The organism is Micromonospora sp. NPDC047707, from assembly GCF_040704235.1.
Classification (GTDB): Bacteria; Actinomycetota; Actinomycetes; order Mycobacteriales; family Micromonosporaceae; genus Micromonospora.
In genome coordinates this window covers 246,503-262,456 of the sequence record NZ_JBEYSU010000003.1, presented here as the reverse complement: position 1 = coordinate 262,456, position 15,954 = coordinate 246,503, and the positions used below count along the sequence as shown (strand labels likewise).

Sequence of the window (15,954 nt, the reverse complement as noted above, 5' to 3'; positions counted from 1 at the left end):
ACCGCAGAGCAAGGAGTCGTCATGATTCTCGCCCGCGCCGCGCAGGCCACCCGCCGGTACGGCGACGTCGTCGCACTCGACCGCGTCGACCTCGACATCCAGGCCGGCGAGCTGGTGGGCATGCTGGGACCGAACGGCGCCGGCAAGAGCACCCTGCTGAACCTCCTGGTCGGGCTGCGCCGGCCCACCTCGGGTCGGGTCGAACTGTTCGGCGGTGATCCCCGCGACCCGCAGCGGCGGCGGCGGATCGGGGTGACCCCGCAGGAGACCGGACTACCCCCGACGTTGCGGGTCGGTGAAGTCGTCGATTTCACCGCGGCCCACTACCCGAACCCGCTCGGCAAGGGCGAACTGCTCGACCGCTTCGGCATCGCCGACCTGGTCAGGCGGCAGACCGGTGGCCTGTCCGGCGGGCAGAAGCGGCGCCTGGCGGTCGCGCTGGCCTTCGTCGGCCGGCCCCAACTGGTCTTCCTCGACGAGCCGACCACCGGCCTGGACGTGGAGGCCCGCCGGGCCCTGTGGGACGCCATCCGGGCCTTCCACGCCGAGGGCGGGACAGTGCTGCTGACCAGCCACTACCTGGAGGAGATCGAGGCCCTCGCCAAGCGGGTCGTGGTGATCGGCCAGGGGCGGTTGCTCACCGACGGCACCGTCGAGGAAGTCCGCGACGTGGTCGGCGTACGCCGGGTCAGCCTCGTCGCCGACGACCTGCCGGAGCTGTCCAACGTGGTCCGCACCGAGCGCGACGACGGTCGCATCCACCTGTTGACCACCGACTCCGACCAGCTGGTCCGCGAACTGGTCGGCGCGGGCGTCGCCTTCAGCGGTCTGGAGATCCGGCCGACCTCGCTGGAGGAGGCCTTCCTGACCATCACCGCCGCCGGGCCCGACGCCGCCACCAACCCGATCGCCGCCTGACGCCGCCGACCCCCGCCAGGGAGCCCCCTCATGCAGCTCACCCTCGTCCACACCAGGTACCAGCTCCTGGAGACGTTGCGCATCCCGATCGCGGTGATCGGCAGCGCGTTCTTTCCGGCCGCGTCGATGCTGTTCTTCGTCGTACCGTTCGCCGGCGGTGACCCGGTCGTCGCCACCTACGCCACCGCGTCGATGGTGACCTTCGCCGTGATGAGCGCCAACATCTTCCAGTACGGGATCGGCGTCGCCGAGGACCGGCAGCAACCGTGGGACCCGTACATGCGGACCCTGCCGGCCGGTGCGTTTCCCCGGTTCGCCGGCCGGATCCTCGCCGGCCTGGCGATGACGTTCCTCTCGCTGTTCCCGGTCGTCGTCATCGCCGCCGTGCTCACCGAGGCCCGGATCACCCCGCTGGCCCTCCTCGCCGCGCTCGGCACGGTCCTCGTCATCTCGGTGCCGTTCACGCTGATGGGCCTCGCCATCGGCTACTCGCTGCCCAGCAAGGCCGCGATCGCCGTCGCGCAGATCGTCTTCTTCTCGTTCGCGTTCGGCGGTGGCCTGTTCTTCGGCGGGCCCGAGCAGACGCCCAGCTTCATCGAGACGGTCGGCCCGTACCTGCCCACCCGGGGTGCGGTGGAGCTGATGTGGGGCGCGGTCGGCGACTACTCGGCGCGACCCACCTCGATCGTCATGCTGGGCGTCTGGATCGTCGTGCTGGCCGGCATCGCGGTCTGGGCCTTCCGGCGGGACGAAGGCCGCCGCTTCAGCTGAGCGTCGATCCCGTCTTCCGGACGGCTGCCCGCCAAGCGGGCCAGGGCGCTCGGCCACCAGGTGCGGGGGCCGAGGTCCAGGGCCAGCGCGGGGACGAGCAGGCTCCGGACGAGGAACGTGTCGAGCAGCACGCCGACGCTGATGATGACCGCAGTCTGCACGGACGGCACCAGCGGCAGCACGCTCAGCGCCCCGAACGTGGCGGCCAGCACCACGCCCGCGCTGGTGATCACCCCACCGGTGACGGCCAGTGCGTGCAGCACGCCCGGCCGGTGCCCGAGCCGCGCTGTCTCCTCGCGCGCCCGGGTGGCGAGGAAGATGGTGTAGTCCACGCCGAGGGCGACGAGGAACAGGAACGTCTGCAACGGGATCCCGACGAACAGCTTCGGGTAGCCCATCGCGTCCAGGATCAGCCCGGCCGCGCCCATCGCGGCCACATAGGACAGCACCACACTGGCCAGCAACAGCAGCGGTGCGACCAGCGCGCGCAGCAGCAGCACCAGGATGACGAAGACGACCGCCAGGACCAGCGGCACCACGATCCGGTTGTCGCGGCCGACAGTCCGCTCCTCGTCGATCAGGTACGCGGTGTCCCCGCCGACGAGGGCCTGCGCACCGGGCACGGCGTGCACCGCGTCGCGCAGCCGATCGACGGTGGCCAGCGCCTCGTCGCTGTCCGGCGGGTGGGTCAGGACCGCGGCGACGCGTACCCACCGGCCGTCCGGGGAGGGTTCCGGCTCGCCGACCTCGGCCACCCCCGGCACGGTACGGGCGGCGGCCACCACCTGGTCGGCCGAGCGGGCGGCGGCCAGGACCTCGGCCGGTGCGACGGTTCCGCCCGGGTAGTGCGCCTCGATCATCCGCTGGCCGGTGATCGAGCCGACCTCCGTCGTGAAGGTCTCGTCGCCGGGCAGGCCGATGCTCAGGTTGCCGATGCCGAAGCTCAGGGCCACCAGCGCCGCGGCCGTACTCAGCCACACCGGGCGGGGCCGCCGGCCGACGAACCCGGCGATCCGCCGCCACACGCCGTGCTCGGCCGCCACGTCGAGCTTCACCGCGTCCGGCGAGTAGCGCGGGACGAACGGCCAGAACAGCCACCGCCCGAAGATGACCAGCACGGCCGGCAGCAGCGTGGTCATGGCGAGGAACGCCGCGGCGATGCCGACCGCGCCGACCGGCCCCAGGCCCCGGGTGGACGGCAGGTCCGCCGCGAGCAGGCAGAGCAGGCCGAGAGCGACGGTCGCCGCGGAGGCGCCGATCGCACCGTACGACCGGCGCAGCGCGACGGCCATCGCCGCGTGCCGGTCGGCGTGCCGGCGCAGCTCCTCCCGGTAGCGGGCGATGAGCAGCAGGGCGTAGTCCACGCCGACCCCGAAGACGAGGACGGTCAGGATGCTCTGGCTCTGGAAGTCCACGGCCAGGCCGGCGTGCCTGGCCAGCAGGTACACCACCGCGCTGGCGAGCTGGTTGGCCAGCGCTACCGTGACGAGCGGGATCAACCACAGGACCGGGCTGCGGTACGTGACGAGCAGCAGCAGCGCGACGGTGGCGGCGGTGGCCAGCAGCAGCGTGGCGTCCATGCCGGCGAACGCGTCGAAGACGTCGTCCTCGGCGGCGGCCGGACCGGTCAACGCTGTTCGTAGTCCGGCGGGTGCGTTCTCCAGTTGGGCCTTGATGTCCGCGACCGCGTCGGCCCGCTGGCCGGCGTCCCCGGCGACGGGGAAGGACAGCAGCAGCGCCTGCCCGTCCTCGCTGGGCACCGGCGGGGGCACCTGGCCGCTGTCGGCGTACCCCAGGAAGGCCGTGCGGTCGGCCTCGGCCTTGGCGCGGTCGGCGTCGGTGAGCCCGCCCGCGCGGACGTAGACCGCGACGGCCAGGGGCTTCCGCGAGTCGGGGAACGCCTCCTCCGCGCGCTGCAACGCCCGGCTGGCCTCGGCGGTGGCGGGCAGCGCGCCGAGGGTGTCGTTGTCCTGCACCTCGGTCAGCTTGACGGCGAGGGGCCCGGCCGCCGCGATGAGGACGAGCCAGAAGACGAGCATCGCGTACTTGCTGCGGCGGCCTGGTGCCAGGCCGGTTCTCTTGTTCCTGGTCATGCCCTCGATCCTTCGAGCGGACCGGGTCGAGGACAGGAGTGCCAGGCCCCGTTCGGAGGTGGTGGTAGCACCACGCAAATCCGTGGCACCGGGGGCGGAGAATGAGCGCCGTGGACAGCTCCGTACGCGCCGTGGTGTGGCAGTTGGTGCGGCCCGGCGCGGTCGCCGCCGGGCAGGGCCTGGCCGTGGCGCTGCTGAGCCTCGTCACGAACACGGCGCTGTTCGTGCTGTCGGTGGTGTCGCTCGCCCTCATTCCCGTGTTCGGAATCGGGTTCGCGCTCTTCCCGGCGGTGACCGTGCTGGTGCGGCTGTCGGTGGGGCTGCAACGCCGGCTGAGCCGCTGGAGCCGGGCGCCGATCGCGTCGCCGTACCAGCCGGTCCCGGCCGGCGCGTCGCTCGGCACCTGGAAGCGGTTCCGCTGGATCGTCTCGGACACGGCCACGTGGCGGGACTTCGCCTGGCTGATCCCGGGCGCGATCACCGGCGGCGCGTGCCTGCTGGCGTTCGCGCTGCCCGTTTACGGCCTCGAAGGCGTCCTGCTCGTGCCGCTGCTGCTGTACCTCACCGTCGACTGGTACGGCTACGGCGTGTTCTGGCCGATGGACAACTTCCTGGAGGCGTGGCTGTCCATGCCGCAGGGCTGGCTGTTCCTCGGCGGCGGGCTGGCCGTCGCGCCCTGGCTGGTGTGGCTGCACTTCCGCTTCGCCGGCTTCTTCCTCGCGCCCACCCAGGCCCAGGAGCTGGCGTTGCGGGTACGGCACCTCGCCGCCACCCGCGCCGACACCATCGACAGCCAGGCCGCCGAGCTGCGCCGCATCGAACGCGACCTGCACGACGGCGCGCAGGCCCGGCTCGTTGCGCTGCGGATGAGCATCGGCCTGGCCGAGGAACTCCTCGCCGACGACCCGGCGAGGGCGGCGCGCCTGCTCAGCGAGGCCCAGGAGGCCAGCGGCCAGGCGCTGGTCGAGCTGCGTGACCTCGTACGCGGGATCTACCCGCCGGTGCTCGCCGAGCGCGGCCTCGACGGCGCGGTCCAGGCTCTCGCCCTCACCGTCACGCCGCCGGTGGACGTTGACCTGGACCTGCCCGGCAGCCCGCCGGCGGCGGTCGAATCCGCGGCGTACTTCGCGGTGGCCGAGTTGCTGGCCAATGTGGCCAAGCACAGTCGGGCTGGTCGGGCTTGGGTGCGGCTCTCTTATCGCGACGGTGCCCTGCGCATCGAGGTCGGTGACGACGGGCGCGGTGGCGCGCCTTTCGGAGGCGGGAGCGGTCTGGCGGGTGTGCGACGCCGGCTGGCGGCCTTCGATGGCACGATGACCGTGACGAGTCCGCCCGGCGGACCGACCGTCGTGACCATGGAGCTGCCGTGCGCGTTGTCATCGCGGAGGATCTCGCCCTCCTCCGGGACGGGCTGACCCGCATCCTCGACGCGTACGGCTTCACGGTGGTCGACGCGGTCGCGGACGGGCCGTCGGTGCTGCCGGCGCTCACCCGGCACCGGCCCGACGTCGCTGTCCTCGACGTACGCCTGCCGCCCACCTTCACCGACGAGGGCCTGCAAGCGGCGCTCGCCGCCCGGGTGGAGATGCCGGGGCTGCCGATCCTCGTGCTGTCGCAGCACGTCGAGCAGCTGTACGCGCGGGAGCTGCTCGCCGACCGTGGTGGGGGAGTCGGTTACCTGCTCAAGGACCGGGTGTCGAACGTGGGGCAGTTCGTCGACGCGGTACGCCGGGTGGCCGACGGCGGGATGGTGATGGACCCGGACGTGGTGTCCCAGCTGCTGGCGCGGAACGCGGGCGCGGACCGGTTGGGGGAGCTGACCGCTCGGGAGCGGGAGGTGCTGGGGCAGATGGCGGAGGGGCGGTCGAACGCGGCCATCGCCGGGCGGTTGTTCGTGACGGAGAAGGCGGTCAGCAAGCACATCAACAACATCTTCAGCAAGCTGGGCATGCCGCCGTCGGACGACGACAACCGGCGGGTGCTGGCGGTGCTCGCGTACCTGAACGGCTGATTCGCCGGCCAACAGGGTGTATAAGTATTACTCATGGAGGCCAGGTAACGCTTATATCGACGTTTGTGTGGCGCATGCTGACCGAAGCTGGCGTCGCGCTCATCCCACGCGGTGCCGACCGCGTCGAGCTGAGCTACGCCGACGCCCGCGCCACCTTGACTGTCGTCGCGTCCCCGACCCCGCCTCAGGTAGAAGCGGCTGAGCGACCTGCCAAGCGCGGCCCGGTGCCGTGGGGAACCTTCACCCTGCTTCGTCGGATGGTCCAGCGCCCGTACGCCACCCAGCAGGAACTGGCCGTCCTCGTTGGCGTCTCCCAGCCGCGGGTGTCCCAGGCCTTGCGCACGCTCGCCGATCAAGACGTCGTGCAGCGCACGTCGAGCGGGTGGACGCTCCGGAACCTCGATGAGGCGATCCGGTGGTGGCTGGAGAACTACCCGGGACCGGGAGGCATCAGCACGTACTGGTATGGCTTGGCGCCAGCGGTCGAACAGGCCCGGACGGTCGTCGAGATGGTCGCGGCACCCGACCCGCATGGCGTCGCGGTCTCCGGAGATGTCGCGGCCGACATCATCGCTCCCTGGCGTGCCCCGACCCGCGCCATCCTCTATGCCAGCACCGGCGTGAACCTGGCCGATGAGGGCTTCATCCCCGCCGGCGCGGAGGAGGCAACGCTCGAATTCACCGTGCCGAGAGACCCGGGTCTGTGGCAGCCGTCCGGTATGGCGGAACGCTTCATACCGGACGGTCTACCCCTTGCCGACCCGATCCAGATCCTCTGGGACGTGCGGCGTTCGCCGGGCTCAGACAGCGAGGACGCGGCGCAGCGTGTGTGGGACCTGCTGCGCCGCGATCACCGTGATCGGGGGTACGCGGCATGACCGGGCCGATGCCAGCGAGTCCGGTCCCGGCCGAGCCGCGACCTGTCTCGCTCATCTCCACCAGCCGGGCCGCAGACGCCGGATTTCTGACGCTTGCCGACCTGGCGCAGATCACCACCACTCTTGACCTGGACTACCGGATCGTCGGTGGGCACATGGTCACCCTGCTCGTGGCGCTGCACGGGGTCTCCGCGCAGGTGCCACTGCGCGAGACCGCTGATGCGGACTTCGCCGCGTTGCCCACCGTCATCGCGGACCCTCGTCTGCCAGCCGCCCTCATCGAGCGCGGCTACCGGTCTCGGGAGGCAGCCAACCGACTCACGCGTGACACCGACGATCACCGTTGGCCGTCTTCACCGCCGCCTGCCACCCTGACGGCTGATACCCGCCCGACCCGCTGTTCCTCCGGCGTCCGAAAAGGATTGCCCGGCGGCGGTAGGCTGCACAGCGAGTAGCGAAGGATGCCCGGCAGCGTGACGGGCGGGCGCCCAAGGGGCCCCGAACGTCGATTGGGCCGAAACACGGGGGATTCCATGTTCGAGCGGCTGGGCAGATTCGTCGTGCGCAGGGCGTGGTGGGTGATCGCCGGCTGGTTGCTCGCGGCGCTCGCCATCATCTTCACCGCACCGTCGCTGGGCGACATCACCTCCGCCGACCAGGAGAGCTTCCTGCCCCGCTCCTACGAGTCCGTGCAGGCCACCGAACTCGGCCAGAAGGCATTCCCGCAGGCGGCCACCGCGACGGCGATCATCGTGGTCAAACGCGCCGACGGGCAGCCGCTCACCCCGGCGGACCAGGCGAAGGTGGGCCAGCTCGCCGAGTCGCTCAAGGCCGAGAACATCCCGCACACGTCCGGCTACCTGACCGGCCCGCAGGCCGTCGCGCCCGACAGGTCCGTGCAGGTGATCAACGTCGGGCTCGACGCCCCCGCCCCGGACGACCCGGCCCTGCTCGACGCCGTACGCGACCTGCGGGCCGCCATCGGGCCGGAGCTTCAGGGCAGCGGGCTGACCGCGGGCGTGGCCGGCGACGTGGCGAGCTTCGTCGACAACGAGGACACCTTCAACGACGCCTTCTCCGTGGTCGGCATCGCGACGATCATCCTGATCATCGGGCTGATCCTGATCATCTTCCGCAGCCCCATCGCCGCGCTGCTGCCCATCGTGGTGATCAGCGTGGTCATGAGCGTCACCACCGGGCTCGTCGCCGCCGCCGGCAAGGCCTTCGACCTGAACGTCAGCCAGGACCTGCAGACGATCCTGCTGATCGTGCTGTTCGGCATCGGCACCGACTACATCCTGTTCCTGCTCTTCCGCTATCGCGAGCGGCTGCGCGCCGGTGACGACAAGCGCACCGCGATGGTCGTCTCCGTCCAGCGGGTCGGCGAGGTCATCACGTCGGCCGCCGGGGTGGTCATCGTCGCGTTCCTCGTGCTGCTCCTCGCCTCGCTGGGCTTCTTCGGCTCCCTCGGCCCGGCGCTCGCGATCGGCGTCGGCGTCATGCTGGTCACCTCGCTCACGCTCATCCCGGCGGTCGTCTCGCTGCTCGGCCGGTACGTCTTCTGGCCGTCCAAGGCATGGCAGCGTCCCCCCAAGGCGACCATCTCGCACCGGCTCGGGACGGTCATCGGGCGCCGGCCGGCGCTCGTCGCGGCGGCCTCCGGCGCCCTGCTGGTCGCGCTCGCCGCGGGCGTGCTGGGCTACAAGGCCGACTACGACTTCAGCGCCGGCTTCCCGCAGGACACCGAGTCGGCGAGGGCCGCGCAGGACCTGCAGAGCGGGTTCGCCGCCGGTGCGCTCGCCCCCACCGAGGTCTACCTGACCACCGGCAACGGGACGCCGCTCACCGACCAGCAGGTCACCGACTTCGCGGCGGCCGCGGCGAAAGCACCGGGTGTGGGTCAGGCACAGCCCCCGGAGCGCGGCAGCGACCCGAGCGTCGCCCGGATCAGCCTGCTGCTCGACGAGAACCCGGTCTCCAACGAGGCGATCACACTCGTCCGCGACGACCTGCGCGACGCCCTGCACGCCGCCGCCCCACCCGGCACCCGGGCGCTGGTCGGCGGGACCACCGCGATCTTCGCGGACATCAACTCGGCGAACAACCGCGACCTGTCGGTGATCCTGCCGGTGGCGGCCGGCCTGATCGCGCTCATCCTCGCGCTGCTGCTGCGCAGCCTGGTCGCGCCGATCTACCTCGTGATCGCGGTGCTGCTGAACTTCGCCGCCACCCTGGGCGCCACGGTCTACGTCTTCCAGGGACTACAGGACCAGCCCGGCGTGACCTTCCAACTGCCGATCATCCTGTACCTCTTCGTGGTGGCGATCGGGACCGACTACAACATCCTGATGATCGCCCGGCTGCGGGAGGAGGCGCGGGAGGGCAACGAGCCGCGCCGGGCCGCCGCCATCGGGGTGGAGCATGCGGGGCCGACGGTGGCTGCGGCGGGACTGATTCTCGCCGGGACGTTCGCGGTGCTGATGTTGGCGCCGATCTCGTTCCTGCAGCAGATGGGCTTTGCGGTGGCAATCGGCATTGTGCTGTCGGCGTTCGTCATGTCGATGTTCTTCGTGCCGGCGTTGACGGCGCTGATCGGGCACAAGGCGTGGTGGCCGGGGCATGGGGACGAGCGGCCAGCGCCGCACACCCCGCCGGAACCGGCGAGCGTGACGCAGGCATAGCGGCGGTGGACCGGTCATGCCTCAACCGGTAGTGACCGAGCTTGCGCCCCTTAGGCGGCGATGGCGCGGGCGGCGGCGTAGACGTCAGCGGGAAGCGCATGCGCAAGCTTCCAAATGATGCGCATCGGTCGGTCGCCGCTGTGCTCCTGGTAGGTCATCGGTCCGGCATACAGGTAAGCCGGTGCTCCCAGATCACGGTCCGCAACCTTGGTTTCCCGCACGAAGAGATGCACCGTCGACCCCTGCTTCTCGTGGTTGATGTAGCGCTGACCGGTCGCCGACGCCGACGACGTGGTGCTCTGCGACTCCCACTGGAACAGCGTCTCGGTGATGGCCCGGTCGGCGTACATGGTGGTGGGGGAGTAGTGCTCCTCGGACTTAACCAGGGTGACAAAGGAGAGGTCGGCCTGCGCGTCCGGCAGCCACTTGACGCCTTCGCGTAGTGAGCCCGGGTTGGGCATGCCGAAGGCGGCGCACGCTTCGTTGCGGCTGTACCGCGCGTGCACGTGTAGCGGCAGCCCGTCGACCGGGGCCGTGACCCGGTGGATGCGGTCCCGCAGCACCTCGGCCACCTGCCGCAGCTCCGCGCAGCGCGCCGGCTCGGCCCAGAGCCGGGACAGCCGCTCCGCGCGCTCGGCGAGCGGCGCGTTCGGCCCCCAGAGGTCGAAGTGCAGCAGGTCCCACAGCCGCCCGACCTCCGGCCGCTCGCCGGCCGCCACCCGAGCCAGCAGGCCGAGCCGGTCCGGGTCGTCGAGGTGCAGCATCCGCCCGATCGCCCTGCCCAACTCACGGTCGTCCGGCCCGCCCGACGAGACTTCCAGCCCGGCGAGCCGCCGCAGCCCGGCCCACCCACCGATGCTCGCCGACCGATACACGTCCTCGATCTCCACGCCGGCCTCGCGCAGGAACTCGGCCAGGCTCACGTCCCCGAGCAGCCGCAGCTCTCGGGTCAGGCCGGTCTTGGAGGTCGGCATGGCCGACTTCAGGTTGGCCAGCACGATGCCCTTCGCCACCCGGTCGAGCTGGATGTGGCAGCCGCTCGGCAGCGACGGGAAGTCATCCCGTACCGCTTCGGTGATCGCCCGCCGGCTCACCCCGGTCAGGGCCCGCCAGCGCTGGTCGAAGCGGAAGTTGGCGTGCTGCCCGCCGATGAAGTCGAGCACGGTCAGGCAGGGTTTGTCGTCGTCCAGGCGCAGGCCACGGCCGAGCTGCTGCAGGAAGATCGTGGCGCTCTCGGTCGGTCGCAGCATCAGGATCGTGTCGACCATCGGCAGGTCGACACCCTCGTTGAACAGGTCGACGGTGAACAACACCCGCAGCGTGCCGTTTCGGAAGTCCTTGATGAGTGTCTGCCGCTCCGCGGGGCCGACTCCGGACGTGATCGCCGCCGACGGCACGCCGTGCTTGGTGAACCAGTCCGCCATGAACTCGGCGTGCCCGATGCTCACGCAGAATCCGAGCGCCCGCATCCGCCCGACGTCGACGGTGTCCCGTACCGCCCGCAGCACCATCCGCGCCCGCGCGTGGTTACCGGTGTAGACGCCGTCCAGGTCCGAGGGGTCGTACCCCTGCCCGCGCTTCCACCGCAGCTGCGACAGGTCCACGTCGTCGTGCAGCCCGAAGTACTGGAACGGCGCCAGCAACTGCCGTTCCAGGGCCTCCCACAGGTGCAGCTCGACGGCGGCGCGGCCGTCGAACCACCGCCGCACGTCGCCGCCGTCACTGCGGTCGGGGGTCGCGGTCAACCCCAGGAGTACGCGCGGCCGCAGCCGCTCCAACAACCGGGCGTACGTCGGCGCCTCCGCGTGGTGGAACTCGTCGACGATCACCATGTCGTACGCCTCAGGGTTGATCTCCCGCCGGTGCAGCGACTGGATGGAGGCGAAGACGTGCCGCCAGTGCTGCGGCTCTCGACCGCCGACGAGCGTCTCGCCGAAGCTGCCGTCGCCCATCACCTGCCGGAACGTCGCCAGGCTCTGCCGCAGGATCTGCTCCTGATGGGCGACGAAGAGCAACGAGTCGACCGTCTTCTCCCGGTGTAGCCGGCGGTAGTCGAGCGCTGCAACCACCGTCTTGCCGGTGCCGGTGGCCATGACGACGAGGTTGCGCCAGCGGCCGTGAACTTTGCGCTCGGCGTCGAGGTCGGCCAGGATCTCGGCCTGGTATGGGTACGGCCGCACGTCCAGGTTCGCGATCTCGGTGGGCGCCTCGTCGGGGCGCTCCCCGCGCAGCGCGATCCGGAGTCGGTCGGCGTCCTTGCCCGGCTCGTAGTCCTCGAAGGCCGGGTCGTTCCAGTAGTCCTCGAACGTCGCGGTGAACGTGTCGATGACGTGCGGCTGTTCCAGGTTCGAGATGCGGACGTTCCATTCCACGCCGTCGACCAGCGCCGCCTTGGAGAGGTTCGACGAGCCGACGTACGCGGTGGTGGTGCCGGTGCGACGGCGGAACAGCCAGGCCTTGGCATGCAGGCGGGTGGTGCGGGTCTCGTAGGAGATCTTGATGTGGGCGCCCAACTCGGCGAGCCGGTCTAGGGCTCGTTGGTCGGTCGCCCCGAGGTAGGTCGTGGTGATGACGCGGAGGCGTCCGCCGCGTTCGATGAGGTCGCGGATGGCCGGCTCGATGATGCGCAGTCCGTGCCACTTGATGAACGCGCACAGCAGGTCGACTTGGTCGGCGGAGGCCATCTCGTGGGTGACCTCGTGGCCGATGCGCGGTTGGTGACGCCCGTTGACCAGCAGTGCACCGGTGGAGAGCGGTGTGGTGGGGCGTGGCGGGAAGGTGGGCTGCGCGGGTGGGGCGGGTGGTGAGGCGATTCCGTGCAGGAGGCGCCTGGCGTCAGCGACCTTGTCTTGCGCGGTGGCTGCCTGCGGATTCAAGCCGGCGATCGCCTCGGCGATGCGGTTGGCCAATTCGACCTGGCGGGTGAGCTCATCGCCACCACCGGACATGGCGTGTAGGGCGCGGCGGGCCAGGGTGGCGATGTGGCGGGCGAGAGCGTCGGGAGCGTCTGCGGGATCGAGGTTCGCATGCTGAACAAGAGCCGGGTCGAGGTGCTGCAGGCGGTTGGCAAGATCGCGGGTGATGAGATGCTCATACATGCCCCGCTCAAGATCCGTCACCCCGGAAACCTAACCAGTTCCATCGCCCACCGCTGCCCCGCGACATGCGATAGGTGGCGGGAGGCTGCGCGTGTCAGACGACTCACGCAGCGTTTAATGCGGGCAGTAGGCTGGCTGACTGCAGCCGTTCGTAGGCCAGCTTGATATGCGTGGGTGTAAAAAGGCGAGCTTTGCGGCCACTCCACCGGCGAACCCGCTCGGTCAACTCGTCGAGATCACTGGTGGGCGGATGCGTCGCAGCCGCGTAATGTACCGTGGCTAGCAGTTCAAGGCTGTAGGGCGCCTCGAACCCCTCGACCAAACGAGCTAGCTGCTCTAGCGCGTCAAAGGACGCCGAGCCATGGGCCTCAAACCAGGTGACAACGGCCTCCGCCGTACCGACAGTCAGCCGAATGGGCTGAAGCTCTTCGACTCGTGCCGACCTGTCGCCGAAGCCGGTGAGGTAATGCCCTTCCAACCGATCGAGGACCTGGTTGAGGTTGTCGGCGTACGGACCGTATCGACCGCGAACGAATTGCAGGCGTAGCGGCTGCCCTAACACCTGGAGGAAGTAGGCAATCTTCTGGATTTCCAGAACGGTGACACCGTCGCGCGGTTCGAGTGCTCGTGCGCGTTGGAAATAACGCTCGATGGCGTGCAGCAGGGTGGCGCGTCCCGCGGTGAGTCGAGGCTTCTCGGTGGCTACCGGCATGTCGGCCGGGTTCGGTGCCCCTTCCGGCGGAAAGAGCAGTACCCGAACATCGGGAACCTCGGCGAAGGCGTGCTCGATTGCAGGCCTGACCTCGTCCCAGTTGAGTCCACCGTTGCCGCAGCCTAGAGCAGGCACAGCTACGGACGTGATCTGACGTTCGCGCACGACGCGGACGAGGTCGGTGAGCCCGGCTTGAATGTCGGACAGCTTCGAGTTGGCCCGCCAGTGGCCCTTTGTGGGAAAGTTGATCACATATCTGCGGGGGCCGAGGCGAGCTGAATCAAAAACGAACATCCTGCCCAGCTCGACTTCGTTAGCAGCGCACGCTTGTCGATAAGCCGCGTAGTTCGCCGGGTAGGCTCGTTTGAATTGGAGGGCGATTCCCTTACCCATCACGCCGACCGTGTTGACCGTGTTGACTAACGCTTCGGTGTCAGCCGTTAGGAGGTTGCCGTGCCCGATAATGATCATTCTCCCGCCTCCTCCCGCCTGTACCCGTAGTACCAGTCCGGTCTGACACGAACGTACGCGTCGATGATGCCAGCCGTCTGTAGGACGCGCCTCAGCTGTGTCTCTCGCTGTGACGTCCGTACGGCGTAGCCGAGGAGCAGGTCGAGCTGGAACTCGCGATGGACCAGGAACTCCGCCATGCGTCGCCTGATCCGATCCGGGTCGTCGGGAAGGTTCTTCCAGATCCGCTCCTGCATCAGTGGCCAGTCGACGAGCTCCGCCAGCTCGTCGAGCGATCGGGAGAAGTTGGTCAAGTGGTGTGCACAGTTGCCGTCACTTGCGACCCAGCTGAGGCAAGCCTCATGGGCTCGTTCCACTGAGCTGACGAGGTAAACCAGCGGATCATCCCCGTCTGGGTAGCAACCTGCCTTGCCGTCCCGATGCTCGCACGCGATGCGATACATCATGGGCGAGCGTTCCGCGAAATAGAAGGGAACGTAGTCGGCTACGACACCCCCTGGTTGACAGGTGACGACGCGCTCGCGTCGGCTCGCCTTGATGTCGGCGGCGCCGACATTCATGGCGAGCCGCCGTCCTACGGCGTTGTCCGCGAGCAGCCGGCCTGCCGCCAGGATGGCCGGGAGGTTATCTATGTGCGTGAAGTGCATGATCAGCGTCGGCTTGGGCCGGCTGGTCTCATTCACCATCGATCAGTCCAGCTCGCTGGCGTCAATTCGGGCCTTCACCTCCGCGTACTCGGCGAGCAGATACAGCAGGTTGGCGCCGTCAATCAGCTCGAGCGGCTTGCCGGAGGCGAACTCGTACGAGGCGGCGCCGTAGCCGCTGGTGGTTACCAAGATGCCCTTCGAGGCGCCCTCGTTCTGGACCGTGCCGTAGAGATCTCGGACGGACGAGACGTCGACCGTGTTGCGGTAGCGCTTGGCCTGGATGACCACCTTGCCGCCGAAGATGGGTCGACGGTCGAAGGCAACACAGTCCACTCCGCCGTCGCGCGAGGGGCGGGTCTGCTTGCTGTCGAGCCCCATCTTCGCGAACAGGTTCTGGATGAGGCTCTCGAACTCGGTCGGAGTGAGTCTGAGCAGGTTCGGCCGCTGGTCGAGGTCGGCCAGCACGTCCACCTCGTCGACGAACCGCTTGTCGACCATGTCGAACTCGAGCACGGGGCGGACCGGCGCGAGTTCGGCCGGACGCCTCGACACCGATGCGTTGAGGTGCTGCAGGCACGCGCCGGGATCGACCATGCGGAGATTGAGCTCGCCGAAAACCTCACGGGTGGTCCGAAGCGACACCAGGCAAGGCTGGACGGCGGCTCCGGTGCGCGGATCGGTGGTGTCGACGATGCCGTTGAAGACGATCGTCTCTACGAAAGCGGAGCGGTCGGCCTCGAACAGCTCGTGGACCGTCCGCAGGGTGAGCTGAGCGACAAGGCTGGCGTACCGTTCCTTGACCTCCTTGACGGGCCGGGCGGCCGAGGTGATCTCGTCACGAGCCTTGACGTAGCGGTACTCCCGCACCGCTGGGACAACGTCGAGTGTCGGCAGATGGTACTCGGCGACCAGCTGACGAGATTCCGGCACGTAGGCCAGCCGGTGATGCTGCGGGAAGTCGTCCGGGTAGACCGAGTTGCCGAGCACCATGCTGAAGTATTCGACGACTGCTGTCGGCTCCGCCGCGGCGAACGCCGCAGCGAACCGCTCGATCTCAGCGTTGTGCGCGGCAACCTCCGCGTCGACCTTGGCACAGTGCTGTTGGTAGCTCTGGTAGGCGGCGGCCAGCCGCCGCTGGCGGTCGGCCTCGGCGGCTGCGTATTGAGCCTGAGCCTGGGCGAACGCCTGCTGCGCACCGGCCAACTGCTGCTGGTACTTGGCTTGCCCGCCGAACACCTTAGCGAGACCGGTCGGAGGGGGCGGCTCGAAGCGGCGCCAGTCCGGCGGGGGCAAAGGGGTGCCGAGTGCTCCCGGGCTGAAGGAAGGATGGGTGACCGTCTTCTTCAACCGGCGGAAGTCAATGTGATCGTCGACATCGAGCGTCGCAGCAAGCAGGTTGTCCAGCTCCTCAAGGCGGACCTGGAGGTCGGAGTTGGCGGCCGCCACCTCGGCAGTACGCGCCTCGGTATAAAGCCGCTTCCGTTCCCGTTCATCCGCCGCTGCGGCACGTTGCGCTGCCTTCATGGCTCGTTCGGCTTCGCGGCGCAGCTGCTGGTGGTGCCGATACGCCGCAGCCTGAGCCTGCCTCTGGGCGCGTACCTGGCGTGCGTGCGCCCGCTGCATCTCCTTGAGGATTCCCACGTGTGTCCTAAAGGGTGGATGGGTGCGGAGCCA

General features: G+C 69.4%; 12 protein-coding genes. 7 read left to right on the top strand and 5 right to left on the bottom strand.

What is annotated here, in order from left to right; all coding sequences use genetic code 11:
- Window positions 1-21: 21 nt before the first annotated feature.
- Both AB0873_RS05145 and AB0873_RS05140 read left to right on the top strand, forming a co-directional pair.
- Window positions 22-918, top strand: a complete 897-nt coding sequence (locus AB0873_RS05145; protein ID WP_366598495.1) for an ABC transporter ATP-binding protein — start codon at window positions 22-24, stop codon at window positions 916-918.
- 30 nt (window positions 919-948) lie between these two features.
- Window positions 949-1,689, top strand: coding sequence for an ABC transporter permease (locus AB0873_RS05140; RefSeq protein WP_366598494.1), 741 nt, complete (start codon window positions 949-951; stop codon window positions 1,687-1,689).
- On the opposite strand, the gene AB0873_RS05135 is transcribed toward AB0873_RS05140, so the two are convergent.
- The gene (locus tag AB0873_RS05135; protein WP_366598493.1) at window positions 1,581-3,782 is read right to left on the bottom strand and encodes an MMPL family transporter; all 2,202 of its coding nucleotides are present in this window, start codon (window positions 3,780-3,782) and stop codon (window positions 1,581-1,583) included. The genes AB0873_RS05140 and AB0873_RS05135 overlap by 109 nt on opposite strands.
- 101 nt (window positions 3,783-3,883) lie before the next feature.
- Between AB0873_RS05135 and AB0873_RS05130 the strand changes: the two genes are divergently transcribed.
- From AB0873_RS05130 to AB0873_RS05110, 5 genes are all read left to right on the top strand, one after another.
- Complete coding sequence (locus AB0873_RS05130) at window positions 3,884-5,197, top strand: histidine kinase (protein ID WP_366598492.1); 1,314 nt, start codon at window positions 3,884-3,886, stop codon at window positions 5,195-5,197.
- The gene (locus AB0873_RS05125) at window positions 5,149-5,793 is read left to right on the top strand and encodes a response regulator transcription factor (RefSeq protein ID WP_366598490.1); all 645 of its coding nucleotides are present in this window, start codon (window positions 5,149-5,151) and stop codon (window positions 5,791-5,793) included. The genes AB0873_RS05130 and AB0873_RS05125 overlap by 49 nt, the downstream gene beginning before the upstream one ends.
- 74 nt (window positions 5,794-5,867) lie before the next feature.
- Window positions 5,868-6,671: a hypothetical protein gene (locus AB0873_RS05120; protein ID WP_366598489.1), complete on the top strand. Its 804-nt coding sequence runs from the start codon at window positions 5,868-5,870 to the stop codon at window positions 6,669-6,671.
- A complete protein-coding gene (locus tag AB0873_RS05115) occupies window positions 6,668-7,126 on the top strand; it encodes a hypothetical protein (protein WP_366598488.1) in 459 nt (152 codons plus the stop codon). The genes AB0873_RS05120 and AB0873_RS05115 overlap by 4 nt, the downstream gene beginning before the upstream one ends.
- Before the next feature lie 78 nt (window positions 7,127-7,204).
- Entirely contained in the window at window positions 7,205-9,352 is a 2,148-nt protein-coding gene (locus AB0873_RS05110) for an MMPL family transporter (protein WP_366598487.1), read from the top strand.
- Between the two features lie 50 nt (window positions 9,353-9,402).
- Here AB0873_RS05110 and AB0873_RS05105 read toward each other — a convergent pair whose 3' ends face one another.
- The 4 genes from AB0873_RS05105 to AB0873_RS05090 form a co-directional block, all read right to left on the bottom strand.
- A complete protein-coding gene (locus tag AB0873_RS05105; RefSeq protein ID WP_366598486.1) occupies window positions 9,403-12,471 on the bottom strand; it encodes a DUF3427 domain-containing protein in 3,069 nt (1,022 codons plus the stop codon).
- An 82-nt stretch (window positions 12,472-12,553) separates the two neighbouring features.
- Window positions 12,554-13,633 carry a macro domain-containing protein gene (locus AB0873_RS05100; protein WP_366598485.1) on the bottom strand — a complete coding sequence of 360 codons (1,080 nt, stop codon included), beginning with the start codon at window positions 13,631-13,633 and terminating at the stop codon, window positions 12,554-12,556.
- Window positions 13,630-14,319 (bottom strand): DUF4433 domain-containing protein, encoded by a 690-nt coding sequence (locus AB0873_RS05095; RefSeq protein ID WP_366598484.1) that lies wholly within the window; start codon window positions 14,317-14,319, stop codon window positions 13,630-13,632. The genes AB0873_RS05100 and AB0873_RS05095 overlap by 4 nt, the downstream gene beginning before the upstream one ends.
- A gap of 3 nt (window positions 14,320-14,322) precedes the next feature.
- Window positions 14,323-15,921: a restriction endonuclease gene (locus AB0873_RS05090; RefSeq protein WP_366598483.1), complete on the bottom strand. Its 1,599-nt coding sequence runs from the start codon at window positions 15,919-15,921 to the stop codon at window positions 14,323-14,325.
- Window positions 15,922-15,954 lie beyond the last annotated feature (33 nt).

Excerpts from the sequence above, each read along its gene's own strand:
- AB0873_RS05110 (WP_366598487.1), top strand. The coding sequence starts at position 7,205 with ATGTTCGAGCGGCTGGGCAGATTCGTCGTGCGCAGGGCGTGGTGGGTG.
- AB0873_RS05135 (WP_366598493.1), bottom strand. The coding sequence starts at position 3,782 with ATGACCAGGAACAAGAGAACCGGCCTGGCACCAGGCCGCCGCAGCAAG.
- AB0873_RS05120 (WP_366598489.1), top strand. The coding sequence starts at position 5,868 with ATGCTGACCGAAGCTGGCGTCGCGCTCATCCCACGCGGTGCCGACCGC.
- AB0873_RS05145 (WP_366598495.1), top strand. The coding sequence starts at position 22 with ATGATTCTCGCCCGCGCCGCGCAGGCCACCCGCCGGTACGGCGACGTC.
- AB0873_RS05140 (WP_366598494.1), top strand. The coding sequence starts at position 949 with ATGCAGCTCACCCTCGTCCACACCAGGTACCAGCTCCTGGAGACGTTG.
- AB0873_RS05130 (WP_366598492.1), top strand. The coding sequence starts at position 3,884 with ATGAGCGCCGTGGACAGCTCCGTACGCGCCGTGGTGTGGCAGTTGGTG.
- AB0873_RS05100 (WP_366598485.1), bottom strand. The coding sequence starts at position 13,633 with ATGATCATTATCGGGCACGGCAACCTCCTAACGGCTGACACCGAAGCG.
- AB0873_RS05095 (WP_366598484.1), bottom strand. The coding sequence starts at position 14,319 with ATGGTGAATGAGACCAGCCGGCCCAAGCCGACGCTGATCATGCACTTC.
- AB0873_RS05115 (WP_366598488.1), top strand. The coding sequence starts at position 6,668 with ATGACCGGGCCGATGCCAGCGAGTCCGGTCCCGGCCGAGCCGCGACCT.